Source organism: Xanthomonas boreopolis (genome assembly GCF_046529185.1).
In the GTDB taxonomy this organism is placed as follows: Bacteria; Pseudomonadota; Gammaproteobacteria; order Xanthomonadales; family Xanthomonadaceae; genus Pseudomonas_S; species Pseudomonas_S boreopolis.
Genome location: NZ_CP097162.1, coordinates 4,020,838 through 4,038,856, shown reverse-complemented (window position 1 = coordinate 4,038,856; position 18,019 = coordinate 4,020,838). Strand labels below are relative to the sequence as shown.

The window sequence follows — 18,019 nt, the reverse complement described above, 5'->3', positions numbered from 1 at the left end:
CGTTCGCGAATGCCACACGGATGATCGAGCCGGTGCGCGATGCGCATTGCAGAGAAGGCTGTGCGTCGGGGCCGGTGCGGGCCATCTCTCCCCCCGCACATACGAGGACGCCCCATGAACGGAGTTCACCGCGCTTCCCTGCCCTTGACGACGGCCCAGCGCGGGCTATGGGTCGGGCAGAAAATCAATCCGGCCACGTCGCTGAAGATGGCCGAGGCGCTCGAGCTGCTCGGGCCGATCGACCCCGAACTGCTGCTGCGCGCCTCGCACCGGGTGGCCGACGAGTTCGACAACATCCGCGTGCGCATCGTCGAAGAACAGGGCGTGCCGCGGCAGATCGTCGATCCGGAGTACCTGCATACGTTCCCGTACTTCGACCTGTCCACCGAGCCCAGGCCGCGCGCGGCGGCCGAGCGCTGGATCGCCGGGGAACTCGAACGCGCCGACGACCTGCGGAACGGCCCGCTATGGACCTGCGCGCTGTTCCGGCTCGGGGACGAGCATTACCTGTGGGTGCAGATCGTCAACCACCTCGTCGTCGACGGCTACGCGGGCGGCATGGTGGCGCAGCGCCTGGCCGAGGTGTACAGCGCGCTGGTCGCCGACGCCGAGCCGCCGCCGTGCACCGCGCTGCCGATGGCCGGGCTGGTCGAGCTGGAAGAGGCGTATCGTGCCTCCGACCGCAATCGCCGCGATCGCGAATACTGGTTGAAGCAGTTGGCCGATCCTCCCCCGGCGGTCACGCTGGCCCGGCGGCAGGACTTCACCAAGGGCGGGCTGCTGCGCGGTACGGGCCATCTCTCCAGCGACCAGGTCGAGCGGCTGCGCGAGCTCGGGCGCGCGCACGGGGCGAGCCTGCCGCAAGTGCTGATCGCGCTGGTCGGGGCGTACTACCACCGCCTGACCGGCGCGGAGGACCTGATCTTCGGCATGCCGGTGACCGGTCGCGTCAACGCGCAGTACCGCAATACGCCGGGCATGGTCGCCAACGCGGTGTTCATCCGCCTGGCGATGCGCGCCGACGAACCGTTCCATGCGCTGTTCGGACAGGTCGCCTCGGTGGTGCGGCAGTCGTTGCGCCACCAGCAGTACCGCTACGAGGACATCCGCCGCGACCTGGGCCTGGTCGGCTACGACCAGCAGCTGGCGCGTCTGGCGGTCAACGTGGAGGCGTTCGACTACGCGCTGGATTTCGGCGGTGCGCGCGCCATCCCGCACAACCTCTCCAACGGCTCGGCCGAGGACCTGACGATCTTCTTCTACGAGCGCGGCAACGGCGAGCCGCTGCGCTTCGACCTGGACGCCAACCCGGCGCTGTACGAGCGCGCCGAGATCGACGCGCATTGCGATCGCCTGGTCCGCCTGGCCGATGCGGTGCTGCAGGACGCCGGCCAGCCGCTGGGATCGATCGACCTGCTGGGCGAGGACGAGCGCAGCCGCCTGCTGCACGACTGGAACGACACCGCCGCCGCGCTGCCGGAGCCGGCCACGCTGCTGCACCTGTTCGAGCGGCAGGTGGCGGCGGATCCGGAATCGATCGCCGTGCAGGACGGCGAGCGCACGCTGGGCCGGCGCGCGCTGTACGAGCGCGGCGGGCGCCTGGCCGCGCAGTGGATGGAGGACGGCGTGCAGCCCGGCGACGTCGTCGCGGTGATGCTGCCGCGCGGCGAGTCCCTGCTGGTGGCGCTGCTGGCGGTGATGTGGACCGGCGCCGCCTACCTGCCGCTGGACCCGGACGGACCGGTCGAGCGCAACCGCCGGATGCTGGCCGATGCCGGCGCGATCGCGGTGGTGTGCGAACCCGCGTTGAGCGAGCGCTATGCGCAAGGCGGCGTCGAATGGCTGGACCTGCGCAGCGACGCGGAAGAGGTCGCGCCGCTGCGCGCCGACCCCGACGGCGTCGCCTATGTGCTCTACACCTCGGGCTCGACCGGGACGCCGAAGGGCGTGGAGGTCGGCCATCGCGCGCTGGCCAACTTCCTGCTGTCGATGCGCGAGGACCTTGCGCTGGACGCCGACGACCGCGTGCTGGCGCTGACCACCATCACCTTCGACATCGCCGGGCTGGAGCTGTACCTGCCGCTGCTGACTGCCGCGCGCACCGTGATCGCGCAGGCCGCGCTGGCGCACGATCCGCGCGCGCTGGCGCGCCTGCTCGCGAGCGAACGCATCAGCCTCGTGCAGGCCACGCCGTCGCTGTGGCGCATCCTGCTGGCCAACGAGGACGCCGAGCTGGGAGCGGTGCATGCGCTGGTCGGCGGCGAGGCCCTCAGCGGCGAACTCGCCACGCGGCTGCTGCAGCGCGCCGCGCGCGTCACCCAGCTCTACGGGCCGACCGAGACCACCATCTGGTCGACGATCATGCCGTTGCAGGCGATCGACGCGGCGCTGCCGCCGATCGGCCGGCCGCTGCGCAACACGTGGCTGTACGTGCTCGATGCCGGCGGCCGCCTGTTGCCGCCCGGCGCGGTGGGCGAGCTGTACATCGGCGGCGAGGGCGTGGCGCACGGCTACCGGCGGCGCCCGGAACTGACCCAGGCGCGCTTCCTGCCCGACCCGTTCCGCGGCGAGGGCCGCATGTACCGCACCGGCGACCTGGTGCGCTGGCGCGAGGACGGCGTGCTCGAATTCGTCGGCCGCGCCGACGCCCAGCTCAAGATCCGCGGCCACCGGGTCGAACCGGGCGAGGTGGAGAGCGTGCTGCTGCGCCACCCGCAACTGGCCGCCGCGCTGGTGGTCGGGCACGGCGACGGGCAGGGCGCGCAGCAACTGGTGGCCTACGTGGTCGGCAGGGACGGCCTGGCCCCGAGCGCCGAAGCGCTGCGCGCGCACCTGCAGGGCGAGCTGCCGGCCTACATGGTGCCCTCGGCGTTCGTGCCGATGCCGGCGCTGCCGCTGACGCCGAACGGCAAGCTGGACCGCAAGGCCTTGCCGCCGCCGGAACGCAGCGAGGTGCGCAGCTTCGTCGCGCCGCGCGACGCGCTGGAGCGGCAGCTGGCGGAGCTGTGGCAGTCGCTGCTGGGCGTGGAGCGGATCGGCATCCACGACAGCTTCTTCGAGCTGGGCGGCGATTCGCTCACCGCGGCCGAGCTGCTGGCGCAGTTCCCGAACCGGTTCGGGGTCGAGCTGCCGCTGGGCAGCCTGTTCCACGCTTCCACGATCGCGGGCCTGGCCGCGGCGATGCGGCGCGCGGAAGGCCCGCAGGGCGACCCGCTCGCGGGCGTGCTCAAGCTGCGCGAAGGCGAGCCCGGGCGTACCGCGCTGTTCTGCATCCATCCGGTGGTGGGCCTGGGCTGGTCCTACCTCACCCTGCTCGGCTCGCTGGACGCGCATTGGCCGGTGTACGCCCTGCAGTCGCCCGCCCTGCGAGCCGTGGAGGCGCTGCCGGAGCGCATCGAGGACATCGCGGCCGACTATCTGGCCAGGATCCGCGGCGTGCAGCCGCGCGGTCCCTACCGCTTGCTGGGTTGGTCGCTGGGCGGCCTGATCGCCCACGCGATCGCCACCTTGCTGCGCGCCGAAGGCGAAGAGGTTGAGCTGCTGGCGATGCTGGACGCCTACCCGCACCTGGAGCAGGCCGAGGCGCTGGACGAATCGCAGCGCGTGCAGGCGGCGGTGCGCTTCCTCGGGCTGCAGCCCGCGCCCGGGCAGCCGGTGCCGGCCACCACCGCGGAGATGGCCGCCTTGGTGTGCGAGCACTACGGGCTCCTGTCGCTGCCGCTGGTACGGCAACTGCTGGAACGCGAACCGCAACTGCTCGACAACATCGGCACGCTCACCCACCGCCACCTGGATCTGGCCCGGCGCTATCGCCCGGCGCGGCTGGACGTGGACCTGCTGTTCGTCGAAGCGGCGGTACGCCCGCAGATCGACCTGTCCGCGGCGATGGACTACCGCCCGGACGCCTGGCGCGGCCACGTGCGTTCGCTGAGCAGCCGCGCCATCGACAGCGACCACCAGTCGATGCTCGGCCCGCAGCACGCGCCGGCGATCGCCGGGTTCGTGCGGGAGCACCTGCAGCGGCCCCGGCAGGACGATCGCCAGGCCGCCACCGCCGCGGTGCCGGCGGCGGACGAAGCCATCGCGGACGTGTCCTATGCTTGAGTCCGCGACGATGGCGCAGCGCGAAGGGCCGGTGGTCATCATCACGCTGGGTACCCAGGGCGACATCCGGCCGCTGCTCGCGTTGGCGCGCGGGCTGCAGCGCCACGGCCAGGCGGTGCGCATCCTGACCAGCGCCAACTTCGCCGGCATGATCGCTTCGCACGGCATCGAGTTCTGCCCGCTCACCGGCGATTTCCAGGCATTGCTGGGTGGCGACCGCAGCATCGCCGAGCGCGGCCTGGACATGGGCGCGATGCTGCGCGTGTTCCGCGCGCAGATGTCGGCCTGGGCGCGGGACTGGGCCGAGCAGGGGCGCGCCGCCTGCGCCGACGCCGGCCTGATCCTCGGCACCGGGAGCGCCAGCCTGCTCGCCGCCGCGCTGGGCGAGGTGTACGCGATCCCGGTCGCGTTCACGCAGTTGCAGCCGCTGACGCCCTCGCGCCACCTGCCGCCGGTGGCGCTGGCCGGCAAACGGTTGCCTGGCCTGTTGAACGCCGGTGCCTATCAATTGCTGCGCCTGCTGGCGTGGCAGGCGATGCGTCCGGCGATCGACGGGATCGTGCGGCCTCAGCTCGGGCTTCGCCCTTATCCCTGGTATGGACCGTACTTCAGCCGGCCCGAGTCGATGCGGGTGCTGTACGGCTACAGCGAGCAGGTGCTGCCGCGCCCGCAGGACTGGCCGGCAAGCGTGCAGGTCTGCGGCTACTGGCAGCTGCGCGACGCGCATTGGACGCCGCCGCCGGCGTTGCAGGCGTTCCTGGACGCGGGCGAGCCGCCGGTCTACGTCGGCTTCGGCAGCATGACCAGCCGCGACGCCGATGCGCTCACGTCGGTGGTGACCGAGGCCGTGCGCGCCTGCGGCGTGCGCGCGGTCCTGGCCAGCGGATGGGGCGGGTTGAGCGCGACGTCGCAGGCCGACCCGCAGGTCCTGCACATCGACCACGCGCCGCACGACTGGCTGTTCCCGCGCATGGCCGTGGCGGTGCACCACGGCGGTGCCGGCACCACCGGCGCGGCGGCGGCGGCGGGCATTCCCTCGGTGGTGGTGCCGTTCTACGGCGATCAACCATTCTGGGCGCATTGCCTGGCCCAGCGTGGCGTCGCGCCACCGGCGCTGGAACGGCGCAAGCTGGACGCGCCGGCGCTGGCGATCGCCTTGCGCCAGGCGTTGCGGTCCGGCATGCGCGAGGCCGCGCGGCAGCTGGGCGAGCGCATCCGCGCCGAGGACGGCGTCGCCACCGCGATCGGGCACCTGCAGCGCTGGAACTTGCTGCCGGCCCGGCAGCCGCAGGAAGCGGCATCGCCGGCGGAAATCGATGCGTCGGCGCAGCCTGCGTAGACCGGGTGATCCGGTTCCGACAGGGGGCGGGGCGGACCGGATTGAAGCCGGCCTTTTGTGGACAGACTTCGGTTTGTGGGAGGGACTTCAGTCCCGACGGGCCTTGCCGATGTTGCCACGGCCAAGACAACCTTCTCCCATAGGTGGAAGAAGGTGCCCGGAACCACGCGGTCAGACGTTCTCTCTTGCGACCTGGAATCCAGCGAACGACTGGTTGACCGGCATGATCTCCAGCCGGTTGATGTTGAGGTGCGGCGGCAGCGTGGCGACGTAGAAGATCTGCTCGGCGATGTCCTCGGCCGTCATCGGGTCGGCGCCGCGGTACAGCGCGTCGGAAGCGGCCTGGTTGCCGCCGGTGCGCACCAGCGTGAACTCGGTTTCGGCCATGCCGGGCTCGATGCTGGTCACGCGCACGCCGGTGCCGTGCAGGTCCGAGCGCAGGCCCAGCGAGAACTGCTTCACGAAGGCCTTGGTGCCGCCGTAGACGTTGCCGCCGGGATAGGGGTAGGTCGAGGCGACCGAGCTGATGTTGACGATCGCGCCCTTGCGCTCGATCAGGGTCGGCAGCAGGCGGTGGGTGAGCGTCACCAGCGAGGTCACGTTGGTGTCGATCATCTGCCGCCACTGCGCCAGGTCGGCCTGCTGCGCCGGCGCGGTGCCCAGCGCGAGGCCGGCATTGTTGACCAGCACGTCGACGCCGGCGAAGGCGTCCGGCAAGCCGGCGATCGCCGCTTCCAGCGCGTCGCCGTCGCGCATGTCGAACGCGGCGACGTGCACCTGGCCCGGCGGCAGCTCGGCGGCCAGGGCCTGCAGGCGTTCGGCGCGGCGGCCGGTGGCGACGACGTTCCAGCCTGCGGCAGCGAAGCGGCGCGCGGCGGCGGCGCCGAAGCCCGACGTGGCGCCGGTGATGAAAGCGGTCTTGGTCATCGCGGATTCCTTGTGGGAGAAACCCGCCGATTCTCTCACCATTGCGGGACGGCGGTCCCATGGGGCCACTGTCCTACAGGAAGTTTTCCCGGTGTTCCCCCTGCATGCCAATCGAGGAAACAGCCCCCTTGAGTCAAGGGGGCGCGCCGACAGGCGCGGGGATATGGGGATAAAGGGCATGGGGCCCAAGGTTTGCTCCGCAAACCTTGGGGTAACACCGCCAAGGCGGTGTTACTGCGCCTTGATCGCGATCGCCGGCAGCCCGGTGCCGGCGAGCTTCTGCTTGGCTTCGGCCAGTTCGCTGGCAGTGCCGTACGGCCCCATCCGCACGCGATAGACGGTCTTGCCGCCGATCTCGGCCGATTCGACGCGCGCGGCCAGGCCCAGCATCGCCAGCTTGGCCTTGGTCGACTCCGCATCGCCGGACGCGCCGAACGAGCCGGCCTGCAGGATGTAGCGCGCGTTGTCGGCCGGCGCGGCCGGGCTGCCCGCCGGGGCCGCCGGCGGGTTCGTGGCCGCGGGGCCGGAAGCCGCCGATGCGGGCGTGGCGGCGGCGGTACGGGCCGGTGCCGGTGCCGGTTGCGGGGCCGGTGCGGCGTTGGCTGGCGTCTCGGGGATCGGGGCCGGCGCGGTCGAGGCCGCGGCGACCGGCGACGGCGACACCGGCTTACCTTCCAGCGCCGCCTTGGCGCGTGCCGCCTCCTCGGCGCGCGCGCTGGCGGCCAGCTCGGCATCGGACATCGGCACTTCCTTGCCGGGCAGCAGCGTGTAGAAGTCGTACTGCGTCGGCTGGCCGCTGGCCGGCTTCGCGGGCTGCGTCACCGCCGGCTTGGGCAGTTCGGCCGGCGCGTCCACGTCGGCATCGGCCACCGGCGCCGGCTGCGCGTCCGGATTGGGGCGTGGGCCGGCGCGCAGGAAGCCGTCGCCTTCCTTCTTGAACAACCCGGGCGCGGCCAGGAACACCACCGCGGCGATCGCCGCGCCGGCGACCAGCCACACCCAGGCGGGCGTGCCGTTGCCGGTATTGCGCCGTGCCTGACTCTTACCGCGTCGTGCTGCCATGACTCGCTTTCTCTCCGATCACTGCGAAGGGCCTCGCGGCCCGTTACATCTTTTCCGGTGCGCTGACGCCGAGGATCTCCAGGCCGTTGGCCAGCGCCTGGCGCGCGGCCAGCGCCAGCGTGAGCTTGGCGTTGCGCTCGCCGGCATCGTCCACCAGCACCGGGGTGCCGTGATACCACGTGTGGAATGCATGCGCCAATTCACGCAGGTACTGCGCGACCTGGTGCGGTTCCAGGGCCTGGCCGGCGGCCTCGACCACTTCCGGGTAGCGCGACAGCTCGATCATCAGCCACAGCGAGGTCTCGTCGTCCAGGCGCGCGAGCTCGGCGATGCCGGCTGCCTGGTCGTAGTCCAGGCCCTTCTCCTGCGCCTGGCGCAGCAGGCTGCACACGCGCGCATGCGCGTATTGCACGTAGAACACCGGGTTGTCGTTGCTCTGCTGGCGGGCCAGGTCGATGTCGAAGGTCAGCTGCGAGTCCGGCTTGCGCGCGATCAGGAACCAGCGCACCGCGTCGGCGCTGGTCTCCTCGATCAGGTCGCGCAGGGTGACGTAGCTGCCGGCACGCTTGGACAGCTTCACTTCCTCGCCGCCGCGCATCACCGTCACCATCTGGTGCAGCACGTATTCCGGCCAGCCCTGCGGGATGCCGACCTCCAGCGCCTGCAGGCCGGCCTTCACCCGCGCCAGCGAGCCATGGTGGTCGGCGCCCAGTTCGGTGATCGCGCGTTCGTAGCCGCGCTGCCACTTGGTCAGGTGGTAGGCCACGTCCGGCACGAAGTAGGTGTAGGTGCCGTCGGACTTGCGCATCACGCGGTCCTTGTCGTCGCCGAAGTCGGTGGTCTTCAGCCACAGGGCGCCGCCTTCCTCGTAGGTGTGGCCGGAGGCGATCAGCTTCTGCACCGCTTCCTCGACCTTGCCGTCCTTGTACAGCGAGCTTTCCAGGAAGTAGATGTCGAAATCGACCCGGAACGCGGCCAGGTCGTGGTTCTGCTCGTTGCGCAGGTAGGCCACGGCGAAGCGGCGGATCGCCTCGAGGTCCTCCGGATCCCTGGCGCCGGTGACCAGCATGCCTTCAAGGTCGACCGTCTCGCCGGCCAGGTAGGCGCGGGCGACGTCGGCGATGTACTCGCCGTTGTAGGCCTCTGCCGGCCAGTCGGCGTCGCCGGGCTTGAGGCCGCGCGCGCGCGCCTGCACCGAGCGCGTCAGGTTCTCGATCTGCACGCCGGCGTCGTTGTAGTAGAACTCGCGCTTGACGTTCCAGCCGTTGGCTTCCAGCAGGCGCGCCAGCGAATCGCCGATCGCCGCGGCGCGGCCGTGGCCCACGTGCAGCGGCCCGGTCGGATTGGCCGAGACGTATTCCACGCCGACGGTATGGCCCTTGCCGGCCAGCCCGCGGCCGTAGTCGTGGCCCTGCTTGATTACCGTGACCACCTCGCGCTGGTAGGCGCTCGGGGCCAGGTGGAAATTGATGAAGCCCGGTCCGGCGATCTCCACGCGCGCCACGTCGTCGCTGGCGGGCAGCGCATCGACCAGCGCCTGGGCCAGGGCACGCGGATTGGTGCGGGCGGCCTTGGCCAGCAGCATCGCGGCATTGGTGGCGAAATCGCCGTGCTCGCGGGTCTTGGGGCGCTCGACCACGAAGTCCGGCGGCAGGGTGTCGGCGGGCAGGGTGCCATTGGCGCGCAAGGCTTCGATGCCTTGGCCAATCAGGGCGCGGAGTTGGGGTTTCACGTCGGGGTCTGCTTGGAGCAAGAAACGGGAGATTTTAACCGACCGGGCGAGGCGGGGCCCGGGGGACGGTTCAGCTGCCGGGGGACCCGGGAATCGAGAGCGAGACTGCTCCCCCGGGCTTTTGCTTTTCGAGCCTCGAGCCCCGGCACCTTCAGATCCAGCCGCGCGCGGCCATCGACACCGGCGGGCCGTCGCCGATCACGAAGTGGTCGAGCAGGCGCACGTCCACCAGGTTCAGGGCGTTGCGCAGCCGCTCGGTGACCGCGCGGTCGGCCGCCGACGGCTCCGGGTTGCCGGAGGGGTGGTTGTGGCCGACGATCACCGCCGCGGCGTTGTGGGCCAGGGCGCGGCGCACCACCTCGCGCGGATGCACCTCGGTGCCGTCGATCGTGCCCCGGAACATCTCCTCGAAGGCCAGGGCGCGGTGGCGGTTGTCCAGGAACAGCCCGGCGAACACCTCCTGCGGTTGCGCCCGCAGGCGCCGGGCGAAGTACTGGCCGGCGCTGAACGGATCATTCAGGGTGCTGCCGCGTTCCAGTTCGGCCGCCACGTGGCGCTGCCCCAGTTCCAGCGCCGCGGCCAGCTTGCAGGCCCGCGCCGGGCCCAGCCCGGGCAACCGGGCCAGTTCGGCGGGGGCGCGATCGAGCAGCCGCCGCAGCGGGCCGTGCGCCTGCAGCAGGTCCCGCGCGGTCTGCACCGCGTCGCGGCCCTTCAGGCCCGAGCCGAGGAAGATCGCCAGCAGTTCGGCGTCGGACAGCGCGCCGGCGCCGCGGGCCAGCAGTTTTTCGCGGGGACGTTCGGTGGAGGGCCAGTCGCGGATGTGCATATGGCCAGATTGCCGCTGCTCATGCGCCCGGGGCATCAGGCCGCCATGGCGCTTGGGCTAATCTAGTTGTCCTTGAAACGGTAGGAAATCCCCGACGTGACCGGCTCCATTCAGGCACGCCCACTGGACGGACAGCGCGTGCTGCTGTGCGTCGGCGGCGGCATCGCCGCCTACAAATCCCTCGAACTGGTGCGGCGCCTGCGCGACGCCGGGGCGCAGGTCCAGGTCGCGATGACCGAGGGCGCGCAGCAGTTCGTGACCCCGCTCAGTTTCCAGGCCCTGTCCGGCCAGCCGACCCGCACCACGCTGTGGGACAGCGCGGCCGAGCAGGCGATGGGGCATATCGAACTGGCGCGCTGGGCCGACCGGGTGGTGGTCGCGCCGGCCACCGCCGACCTGCTGGCGCGCCTGGCGCACGGCCTGGCCGACGACCTGGTGACCACCTTGTGCCTGGCCACCACCGCGCCGCTGACCGTGTGCCCGGCGATGAACCACCGCATGTGGCTGCATCCGGCGACCCAGGCCAACCTCGCCACGCTGCGCGCGCGCGGCGTGCAGGTGGTCGGGCCGGAGGACGGCCCGCTGGCCGAAGGCGAATCCGGCCCGGGCCGGCTCAGCGAGCCGGACGCGATCGTGGCCGCGCTGGCGGACGCGGCCTCGGCCAAGGCCGCGTCGGTGCCCGCCGCACCCGCGGGGCGGCTGAAGGGATTGCGCGTGGTCATCAGCGCCGGCCCCACCTACGAAGACCTAGACCCGGTGCGCTACGTCGGCAACCGCAGCAGCGGCAAGATGGGCTATGCGCTGGCCGGAGCGGCCGCCGCGCAGGGCGCCACGGTCGTGCTGGTGAGCGGGCCAGTGCACCTGCCGACGCCGCCCGGCGTGGCCCGCGTGGACGTGCGCTCGGCCGCGCAGATGCGCGAGGCGGTGCTCGGCGCGCTGCCGGCCGACATCTACATCGGCGCGGCCGCGGTGGCCGACTACACCCCCCGGCGCGTGGCCGATCAGAAGATCAAGAAGACCGGCGACACGCTGACGCTGGAACTGGTGCGCACCCCCGACATCCTGTCCGAGGTCGCCTCGCAGACCGGCACGCTCAAGCTGGTGGTCGGGTTCGCCGCCGAGACCCACGACGTGGAGAAGTACGCGCGCGGCAAGCTGGCCGCCAAGCACCTGGACCTGATCATCGCCAACCAGGTCGGCATCGCCGGCGGCGGTTTCGAGAGCGACGACAACGCCGCCACGGCCTATTGGCAAGGGGGCGAGCGGGCGTTCCCGAGCAGCAGCAAGACCGAACTGGCCGAGCGGCTCCTCGACCTGATCGCCGAGAGGCTGCAGGCATGAGCGCGCCCCAGCCGTTGCAGGTCAAGCTGCTCGACCCGCGCTTCGGCGACGCCTGGCCGCTGCCGGCCTACGCCACCGAGGCCAGCGCCGGCATGGACCTGCGCGCCGCCCTGGAGGCGCCGCTGGCGTTGCAGCCGGGCGACGCCGCGCTGGTTCCCAGCGGCATCGCCATCCATGTCGCCGACCCCGGCTTGTGCGCGATCGTGCTGCCGCGCTCCGGGCTCGGGCACCGCCACGGCATCGTGCTCGGCAACGGCACCGGCCTGATCGACGCCGATTACCAGGGGCCGCTGCTGATCAGCGTATGGAACCGCGGCCGCGAGGCCTTCACGATCGAGCCGGGCGACCGCATCGCCCAGCTGGTCGTGATGCCGATCGTGCGCGTTGCCTTGCAGGTGGTGGATACTTTCGCCGACAGCGCACGAGGAGCGGGTGGATTCGGCCACACCGGCGTGCGCTGACAGGGGATCGTCACCATGAGCAAGGCACACGAAGGCAGGCTCCGGCCTGCTGAGTTGCGCAAGGCTGCGCCGCTGCTGGCGGTGCTGCTGGTGTTGCTGGCTGGTTGGCTGGGCTGGAGCGGCTACGCGCAATGGCGCGCGGACGCGACCGCCGAGCGGGTCCGGCAGGCGCGCGACCAGGCCGTGGACGGCGTCGCGCAGGCCCTGGCCGCGCAGACCCGCCAGCTCGATGCCTTGCTCAAGGACGCCCGCGTGGCGGCGGCGCTGGCCGGCGGCGATGCCGCGGCCGCCGCCGCCGCGATCCACGGCGGGTTCCCCGGCGTCCAGGACGTGCAGGTGCTGCCGGCCGACCTGGCCGATGCCTACGCCCAGCCCGAGCGCTTCGGCTATGCCCGGCTGGCGCTGCTGGAAGGCGCGCAGGCGAGCGGGCAGGCGCTGGCGCAGGTAGTGCGCGACGGCGGCAAGGCGCAACTCGGCGTGGCGGCGCCGGTCGCGCTGGGATCGGCGCCGGCGCTGGTCTACGCGCGCCTGCCGCTGTCGAAGCTGACCGCCCCGCTGGAAGGGGTCGATCTGCCGTCGCAGGCCTACCTGGCGCTGCGCCAGGGCGGCTACAACGTGGTGGAAAAGGGCGTTGCCGCCCTCGGGGCCGGCGGCGAATCGATGGCCCGCCCGGTCGGCAAGAGCGGGCTGCGCATCGCCGCGGCGACCGAAGAACCCGACAGCGGCCCGCTGGGCATCGGCGCGCTCCCGAGCCTGGTCGTCGCCGCGCTGCTGGTGCTGGTGGCGGTCCTGGTGATGGCCCTCGAGCGCGGCCGCATCCGCCTGGCGCGGGGCCGTCCGGACGCGGGCGGCGACCAGGATGCACCGACCTTGCGCGAGGCCATGCAGGAAATACCGGCGGCGCCTGCCGCCGGCGCTCCCGAGGCGGAGCAGAAGCCGGCGCCCGCGCCGGTGCAGGTGGAGCCGGGCATGTTCCGCGCGTACGACATCCGCGGCGTGGTCGGCAAGGAACTCACCGCGGGCGTGGCCACGTTGATCGGCCAGGCCATCGGCAGCGTGATGCAGGCGCAAGGGCTGCGCGAAGTCGTGGTCGGCCGCGACGGCCGGCTGTCCGGGCCGGAGCTGTCGGGCGGGTTGATCGAAGGCTTGCGCCGTGCCGGCTGCCGGGTGATCGACATCGGCCTGGCGCCGACCCCGGTGGTCTACTTCGCCGCCCATCATCTGCATGCCGGCAGCTGCGTGGCGGTGACCGGCAGCCACAATCCGCCGGAATACAACGGCTTCAAGGTCGTGGTCGGCGGCGAGACCCTGGCCGGCGAGGCCATCGCCGAGCTGTACCAGCGCATCAGCGAGGGCCGCCTTCATCGCGCCGAAGAACCGGGCGCGCTGGAACAGCGGGACGTCGGCGACGACTACATCCAGCGCATCGCCGACGACGTGCAGCTGGACCGCCCGCTCAAGGTCGTGGCCGATGCCGGCAACGGCGCCGCCGGCGAGATCGCGCCGCGCCTGCTGGAGGCGATCGGCGCCGACGTCATTCCGCTGTACTGCGACATCGACGGTACCTTCCCCAACCACCATCCCGACCCGAGCGAGCCGCACAACCTCGACGACCTGGCGCAGATGGTGCAGCGCTTCGACGCCGACCTCGGCATCGCCTTCGACGGCGACGCCGACCGCCTGGGCGTGGTCACCCGCGAGGGCGCGATGGTGTACGCGGACCGGCTGCTGATGCTGTTCGCCGCCGACGTGCTGCAGCGCAATCCCGGCGCGCTGGTGATCTACGACGTGAAGTGCACCGGCAGGCTGACCGACTTCGTGCTGCGCAACGGCGGCAGCCCGATGATGTGGAAGACCGGCCACTCGCTGATCAAGGCCAAGATGCGCGAGACCGGCGCCGAACTGGCCGGCGAGATGAGCGGCCATTTCTTCTTCAAGGAACGCTGGTACGGGTTCGACGACGGCCTGTACGCGGCCGCGCGCCTGCTCGAGATCCTGGCGCAGCGCGAGGAGCCGCTGTCGGAGATCCTGGCCGAGTTGCCGTCGAGCGTGGCGACGCCGGAGATCAAGGTGCCGGTCGAGGCGTCTCCGCATGTGCTGGTGGAGCGCTTCGTCGCTGCGGCCAGCGCCGAGGAGGGAGGCGCGTTCGCCGGTGCGCGCCTGTCCACGGTCGACGGGCTCCGGGCCGATTTCGCCGATGGCTGGGGCCTGCTGCGCGCTTCCAACACCACGCCGGTGCTGGTGCTGCGCTTCGAGGCCGACGACGAGACGGCACTGGCGCGGATCCAGGAGGTGTTCCGTGCGCAGTTGCGGCCGCTGTTGCCGGACGGGGCGGTGATGTTCTGAGTGCGGCGGGGGATTGCGGGTGTGCTTCAGTTCGCACGCGATCCCTTTACCGCCATTCCCGCGAAGGCGGATCGCCACTTGCAAACTACTCGCTCGCACGGCGAGCGTCGTCAGGCTATGCCCGATGCCCGGGGATCGAAGATCCCGCGTCTTTCACGCACTCCTACCGCCCACGCCTTCTCTCGCCGTCATTCCCGTTCTCGCGAGGACGCCGGGGCTCCTGCTTGCGGTTCCCGGTCGTCGCGAACGGCGCCTAGCCCCGGGCAGGCACGTCCGGGATTCCGGCCGACGCGCCCTTCAACGCCCGGTAGCGCTGCAGGATGCCGTCGATCTCGCCATCCAGTTCGCGGCGCTGGCGCTCGAAATTCGCCTGCATCTGCTGTTGCCACACCAGCGCGGCATGGCGCTGGCGGATGTCGCCGGCGAGCTTGTCGCTGACCTTCTGCCCGGCCAGCTCGCGTTCGCCGGCGCTGCGCAGCAGGGTCACCAGGCCCTCGCGCAGGCTGGCGACGTTGTAGCGCGCGGTGCGCACGTTGTTGTCGATGATGGTGGTGCGCTCGTTGAACACGCGGCGCAGGTCGTCCTCGGTCTGGTAGGACATCAGCATCGCCTGGTCGGTACGCTTGCGGGTCTGCTCGGCGGCCTCGTCGGCGCGGCGCTGGGCTTCGGCCGCGGCGGCGGCGGCGCGCTCCTCGGCGTTGAGCGCGCGCTCGACCTCGGCGCTGCGCAGGCCGCTCCTGGCGTTGAACTCGTCGCGGGCCTGGTTCACGGCTTCCGGGGGCAGGGTGTCGCTGCAGATGCGCTGACCGTCCTGGTTCCAGCAATACAGCTTCTTGTTCGCCGCCGGCTTGTCCTGCGCGGCCGCGGGAACGGCCATGCAGGCGGCCAGCGCGGCACCCAGCGCCGCCCGGCGGGATTGGTTCGACTTCATGGCAGCCCCCTGCTGTCTGTCGGTTTGCGTCCCCGCGCACGGATGCGCGGGACGCGCGATTACGCGTCGGTTCCGTAGCGCCCGCGGTAGGCCAGCAGCGGCTCGCGGAAGCCGACAAGGTCGGCGTTTCCGGCGGCGAATGCAAGCAGGTCGCCCAGGTTGGCGACCGCCACCACCGGGATGCCGGCCTCGGCCGCCACCGCCTGTGCCGCCGAGCGGCGGTCGTCCTCGGAGGCGATCTCCTGCCGGTCCAGCGCGACCACGATCGCGGCCGGGGTGCCGCCGGCGGCGCGGATGATCGCCAGCGCTTCGCGGATCGCGGTACCGGCGGTGATCACGTCGTCGACGATCAGCACCTTGCGCCCGGCCAGCGGCGCGCCGATCAGGGTGCCGCCTTCGCCATGGTCCTTGGCCTCCTTGCGATTGAACGCCAACGGCAGGTCGCGCCCGCGCCGGGCGTATTCGCAGGCCAGCGCGGTGGCCAGCGGGATGCCCTTGTAGGCCGGCCCGAACACCAGGTCGAACTCGAGCCCGGCCGCGTCGATCGCGTCGGCGTAGCACTGCGCCAGGGCGGCGGTGCGGGCGCCGGAGTCGAAGCGCCCGGCATTGAAGAAGTAGGGGCTGACGCGCCCGGACTTCAGCGTGAACTCGCCGAAGCGCAGCGCATCGGCGTCCAGGGCCAGCTGCAGGAAGCGGTGGCGGTGGTCGGACATGGAGGAGAATTCCGGAGTGGGGTTCTGGATGCGCGAAAGCATAGCGGGTCCGGGCGCCGGGGGCCGAATGGGGTACGCTTCCGCGAATCCCCATCTCCAATCGCCGTCCCCATGCGCATCATCAGTTTCAACGCCAACGGCCTGCGCTCGGCCGCCAGCAAGGGCTTCTTCGAATGGTTCGCCGGCCAGCAGGCCGACGTGCTGTGCGTGCAGGAGACCAAGGCCCAGGAGCACCAGCTGGCCGGCCCGGAATTCCTGCCGGCCGGCTACAAGGCCTGGTTCCGCGACGCCACCACCAAGAAGGGCTACAGCGGCGTGGCGATCTATGCCAAGCGCGAGCCGGACGAGCTGCGCACCGCGCTGGGCTGGCCGGAATTCGACGAGGAGGGGCGTTACCTGGAGGCGCGCTTCGGCAACCTGAGCGTGGTCTCGTTCTACATCCCGTCCGGGTCCTCCGGCGAGCTGCGCCAGGGCTACAAGTTCCAGGTGATGGACTGGCTCAGGCCGATCCTCGACGAATGGCTGGCCAGCGGCCGCGACTACGTGCTGTGCGGCGACTGGAACATCGTGCGCAGCCGGCTCGACATCAAGAACTGGACCAGCAACCAGAAGAACTCCGGCTGCCTGCCGCCCGAGCGCGACTGGCTCAACGGCCTCTGCGCCGATCTCCCGGAGCAGGCCGACCTCGCCGCCGGGCGCGGCTGGGTCGACAGCTACCGCGCGCTGCATCCCACCGGCGAGGACTACACCTGGTGGAGCAACCGCGGCGCGGCGCGCGCCAACAACGTGGGATGGCGCATCGACTACCAGTTCGTGACCCCGGGGCTGCGCGAGCGGCTGCGGAGCTGCTCGATCTACCGCGAGCAGCGCTTCTCCGACCATGCGCCGTTCACGGTGGACTACGCGCCGTGAGCCAAGCCGATCCCGCCGGGGGCGCACAGCCGGTCTCCTACAAGGGCTGGCAGGGCATCCGCCGTGCCTTCGCCACGCCGTCCGCGGCGGCCATGGCCTTCCTCGGTTTCGGCAGCGGCCTGCCGTTCCTGCTGATCGCCTCGCAGACCCTGTCTACGCGCCTGCGCGACGTCGGCCTGGACCTGGGCAGCATCGGCCTGATCAGCCTCGCCAGCTTCTTCTACCTGCTCAAGTTCCTGTGGGCGCCGCTGATCGACCGCTACGCCTTCCCGCTCACGGCGTTCCTGGGGCGCCGCCGCTCCTGGCTGCTGGTATCGCAGCTGGGCGTGATGGCGGGGTTGTTCGCGCTGGCGTTCTCGCGGCCGGACCTGGGCGTGGCCGGGCTGGTGGCCTGGGTGCTGGTGGCCTCGTTCTGGGGTGCGACCCAGGACGCGGTGGTGGACGCCTACCGCATCGAGATCGCCCCGGAAAGCGCCCAGGCCGCTTTGGCCGCCACCTATACGCTGGGTTACCGGATCGGCCTGATCCTCGGCGGCGCCGGCGCCCTGTACCTGGCCGAGTTCCTCGGCTGGAGCTGGGCCTACGTGGCCATGTCGGGGCTGATGCTGCTGCCGGTCGCCACTACCCTGGCCTGCCGCGAGCCGGTCGCGCCGGAGGCGACGGTGGCGCGCCGGATCGACGTGGTCGGCGCGTTCTGGCAGCCGGTCGGCAGCTTCTTCGGCAGCAATGGCGTGGTGCTGGCGCTGGCGCTGCTGCTGTTCGTCGGCCTGTTCAAGTTCCCGGACCAGGTGATCGGGGTGATGGCCGGGCCGTTCTACCTGGATTCGGGCTACACCAAGGCCGACATCGCCACCGTCTCCAAGCTGTTCGGCGTGTGGATCGGCATCGTCGGCGCCTTCGCCGGCGGCGTGTGCCTGGCGGCGTTCGGGTTCCGCCGCATGCTGCTGGTCGCGGCCCTGGCGGTGGCGTTGTCCAACGTGGCCTACCTGTTGATGGCGCAGCACCCCGGCCAGGAGTGGGCGTTCTTCGCGGCGATCGGTGCCGACAACCTGTCGCAGGGGTTCGCCGGCACGGTGCTGGTGGCGTTCATGTCGTCGCTGACCGACCGCAACTTCACCGCGACCCAGTACGCCCTGCTGGCATCGCTGGCCAACCTGCCCGGCAAGTTCGTTGGCGGCGCGTCCGGGTTCATCGTCGAGGCGACCTCCTACAGCACCTTCTTCGTCCTGAGCGCGTTGACAGTGATCCCCACGCTGCTGCTGCTGGCGTGGCTGTGGCCGCATATCCGCGAACGCTCTTCGCCCGGCGAGGTGGCGGATTGAAAG

General features: G+C 71.5%; 13 protein-coding genes. 7 read left to right on the top strand and 6 right to left on the bottom strand.

Going from position 1 to position 18,019, the window contains the following annotated elements:
- The first annotated feature begins 114 nt into the window (after positions 1-114).
- Together M3M27_RS18115 and M3M27_RS18110 are read left to right on the top strand one after the other, a co-directional pair.
- Positions 115-4,104: an amino acid adenylation domain-containing protein gene (locus M3M27_RS18115; RefSeq protein WP_434026506.1), complete on the top strand. Its 3,990-nt coding sequence runs from the start codon at positions 115-117 to the stop codon at positions 4,102-4,104.
- Positions 4,097-5,443, top strand: a complete 1,347-nt coding sequence (locus tag M3M27_RS18110) for a glycosyltransferase (protein ID WP_434026505.1) — start codon at positions 4,097-4,099, stop codon at positions 5,441-5,443. The genes M3M27_RS18115 and M3M27_RS18110 overlap by 8 nt, the downstream gene beginning before the upstream one ends.
- A gap of 171 nt (positions 5,444-5,614) precedes the next feature.
- Here M3M27_RS18110 and M3M27_RS18105 read toward each other — a convergent pair whose 3' ends face one another.
- The 4 genes from M3M27_RS18105 to radC form a co-directional block, all read right to left on the bottom strand.
- On the bottom strand, positions 5,615-6,370 hold the full coding sequence (locus M3M27_RS18105; protein WP_434026504.1) for an SDR family NAD(P)-dependent oxidoreductase: 756 nt from the start codon (positions 6,368-6,370) through the stop codon (positions 5,615-5,617).
- Positions 6,371-6,601: 231 nt separating this feature from the next.
- Entirely contained in the window at positions 6,602-7,432 is an 831-nt protein-coding gene (locus tag M3M27_RS18100; protein ID WP_434026503.1) for an SPOR domain-containing protein, read from the bottom strand.
- Positions 7,433-7,475: 43 nt separating this feature from the next.
- On the bottom strand, positions 7,476-9,164 hold the full coding sequence (argS, locus tag M3M27_RS18095; RefSeq protein WP_434026502.1) for an arginine--tRNA ligase: 1,689 nt from the start codon (positions 9,162-9,164) through the stop codon (positions 7,476-7,478).
- Between the two features lie 151 nt (positions 9,165-9,315).
- Positions 9,316-9,990 (bottom strand): RadC family protein, encoded by a 675-nt coding sequence (gene radC / locus M3M27_RS18090; RefSeq protein ID WP_140727770.1) that lies wholly within the window; start codon positions 9,988-9,990, stop codon positions 9,316-9,318.
- A 96-nt stretch (positions 9,991-10,086) separates the two neighbouring features.
- On the opposite strand from radC, the gene coaBC reads away from it, so the two are divergent.
- The 3 genes from coaBC to M3M27_RS18075 are packed head-to-tail and all read left to right on the top strand — an operon-like array spanning position 10,087 to position 14,138.
- Positions 10,087-11,331 (top strand): bifunctional phosphopantothenoylcysteine decarboxylase/phosphopantothenate--cysteine ligase CoaBC, encoded by a 1,245-nt coding sequence (gene coaBC, locus M3M27_RS18085; RefSeq protein WP_140727768.1) that lies wholly within the window; start codon positions 10,087-10,089, stop codon positions 11,329-11,331.
- Positions 11,328-11,792 (top strand): dUTP diphosphatase, encoded by a 465-nt coding sequence (gene dut, locus M3M27_RS18080; protein WP_140727765.1) that lies wholly within the window; start codon positions 11,328-11,330, stop codon positions 11,790-11,792. Before coaBC ends, dut begins: the two co-directional genes overlap by 4 nt.
- Positions 11,793-11,807: 15 nt before the next feature.
- Positions 11,808-14,138, top strand: a complete 2,331-nt coding sequence (locus M3M27_RS18075; RefSeq protein WP_434026501.1) for a phosphomannomutase/phosphoglucomutase — start codon at positions 11,808-11,810, stop codon at positions 14,136-14,138.
- Positions 14,139-14,391: 253 nt separating this feature from the next.
- Here the strand turns inward: M3M27_RS18075 and M3M27_RS18070 are convergent, their stop codons facing one another.
- The gene (locus M3M27_RS18070; protein ID WP_434028043.1) at positions 14,392-15,015 is read right to left on the bottom strand and encodes a hypothetical protein; all 624 of its coding nucleotides are present in this window, start codon (positions 15,013-15,015) and stop codon (positions 14,392-14,394) included.
- A 113-nt stretch (positions 15,016-15,128) separates the two neighbouring features.
- On the bottom strand, positions 15,129-15,782 hold the full coding sequence (pyrE, locus tag M3M27_RS18065) for an orotate phosphoribosyltransferase (protein WP_140727760.1): 654 nt from the start codon (positions 15,780-15,782) through the stop codon (positions 15,129-15,131).
- Between the two features lie 111 nt (positions 15,783-15,893).
- On the opposite strand from pyrE, the gene M3M27_RS18060 reads away from it, so the two are divergent.
- Together M3M27_RS18060 and M3M27_RS18055 are read left to right on the top strand one after the other, a co-directional pair.
- Positions 15,894-16,694, top strand: a complete 801-nt coding sequence (locus M3M27_RS18060) for an exodeoxyribonuclease III (RefSeq protein WP_140727758.1) — start codon at positions 15,894-15,896, stop codon at positions 16,692-16,694.
- Entirely contained in the window at positions 16,691-18,016 is a 1,326-nt protein-coding gene (locus tag M3M27_RS18055) for an AmpG family muropeptide MFS transporter (protein WP_434026500.1), read from the top strand. The genes M3M27_RS18060 and M3M27_RS18055 overlap by 4 nt, the downstream gene beginning before the upstream one ends.
- The last annotated feature ends 3 nt before the right edge of the window (positions 18,017-18,019 follow it).

Coding starts and splice junctions, on each gene's coding strand:
- M3M27_RS18070 (WP_434028043.1), bottom strand. CDS start 15,015: ATGGCCGTTCCCGCGGCCGCGCAGGACAAGCCGGCGGCGAACAAGAAG.
- dut (WP_140727765.1), top strand. CDS start 11,328: ATGAGCGCGCCCCAGCCGTTGCAGGTCAAGCTGCTCGACCCGCGCTTC.
- M3M27_RS18105 (WP_434026504.1), bottom strand. CDS start 6,370: ATGACCAAGACCGCTTTCATCACCGGCGCCACGTCGGGCTTCGGCGCC.
- M3M27_RS18100 (WP_434026503.1), bottom strand. CDS start 7,432: ATGGCAGCACGACGCGGTAAGAGTCAGGCACGGCGCAATACCGGCAAC.
- M3M27_RS18115 (WP_434026506.1), top strand. CDS start 115: ATGAACGGAGTTCACCGCGCTTCCCTGCCCTTGACGACGGCCCAGCGC.
- M3M27_RS18075 (WP_434026501.1), top strand. CDS start 11,808: ATGAGCAAGGCACACGAAGGCAGGCTCCGGCCTGCTGAGTTGCGCAAG.
- M3M27_RS18110 (WP_434026505.1), top strand. CDS start 4,097: ATGCTTGAGTCCGCGACGATGGCGCAGCGCGAAGGGCCGGTGGTCATC.
- radC (WP_140727770.1), bottom strand. CDS start 9,990: ATGCACATCCGCGACTGGCCCTCCACCGAACGTCCCCGCGAAAAACTG.
- pyrE (WP_140727760.1), bottom strand. CDS start 15,782: ATGTCCGACCACCGCCACCGCTTCCTGCAGCTGGCCCTGGACGCCGAT.
- M3M27_RS18060 (WP_140727758.1), top strand. CDS start 15,894: ATGCGCATCATCAGTTTCAACGCCAACGGCCTGCGCTCGGCCGCCAGC.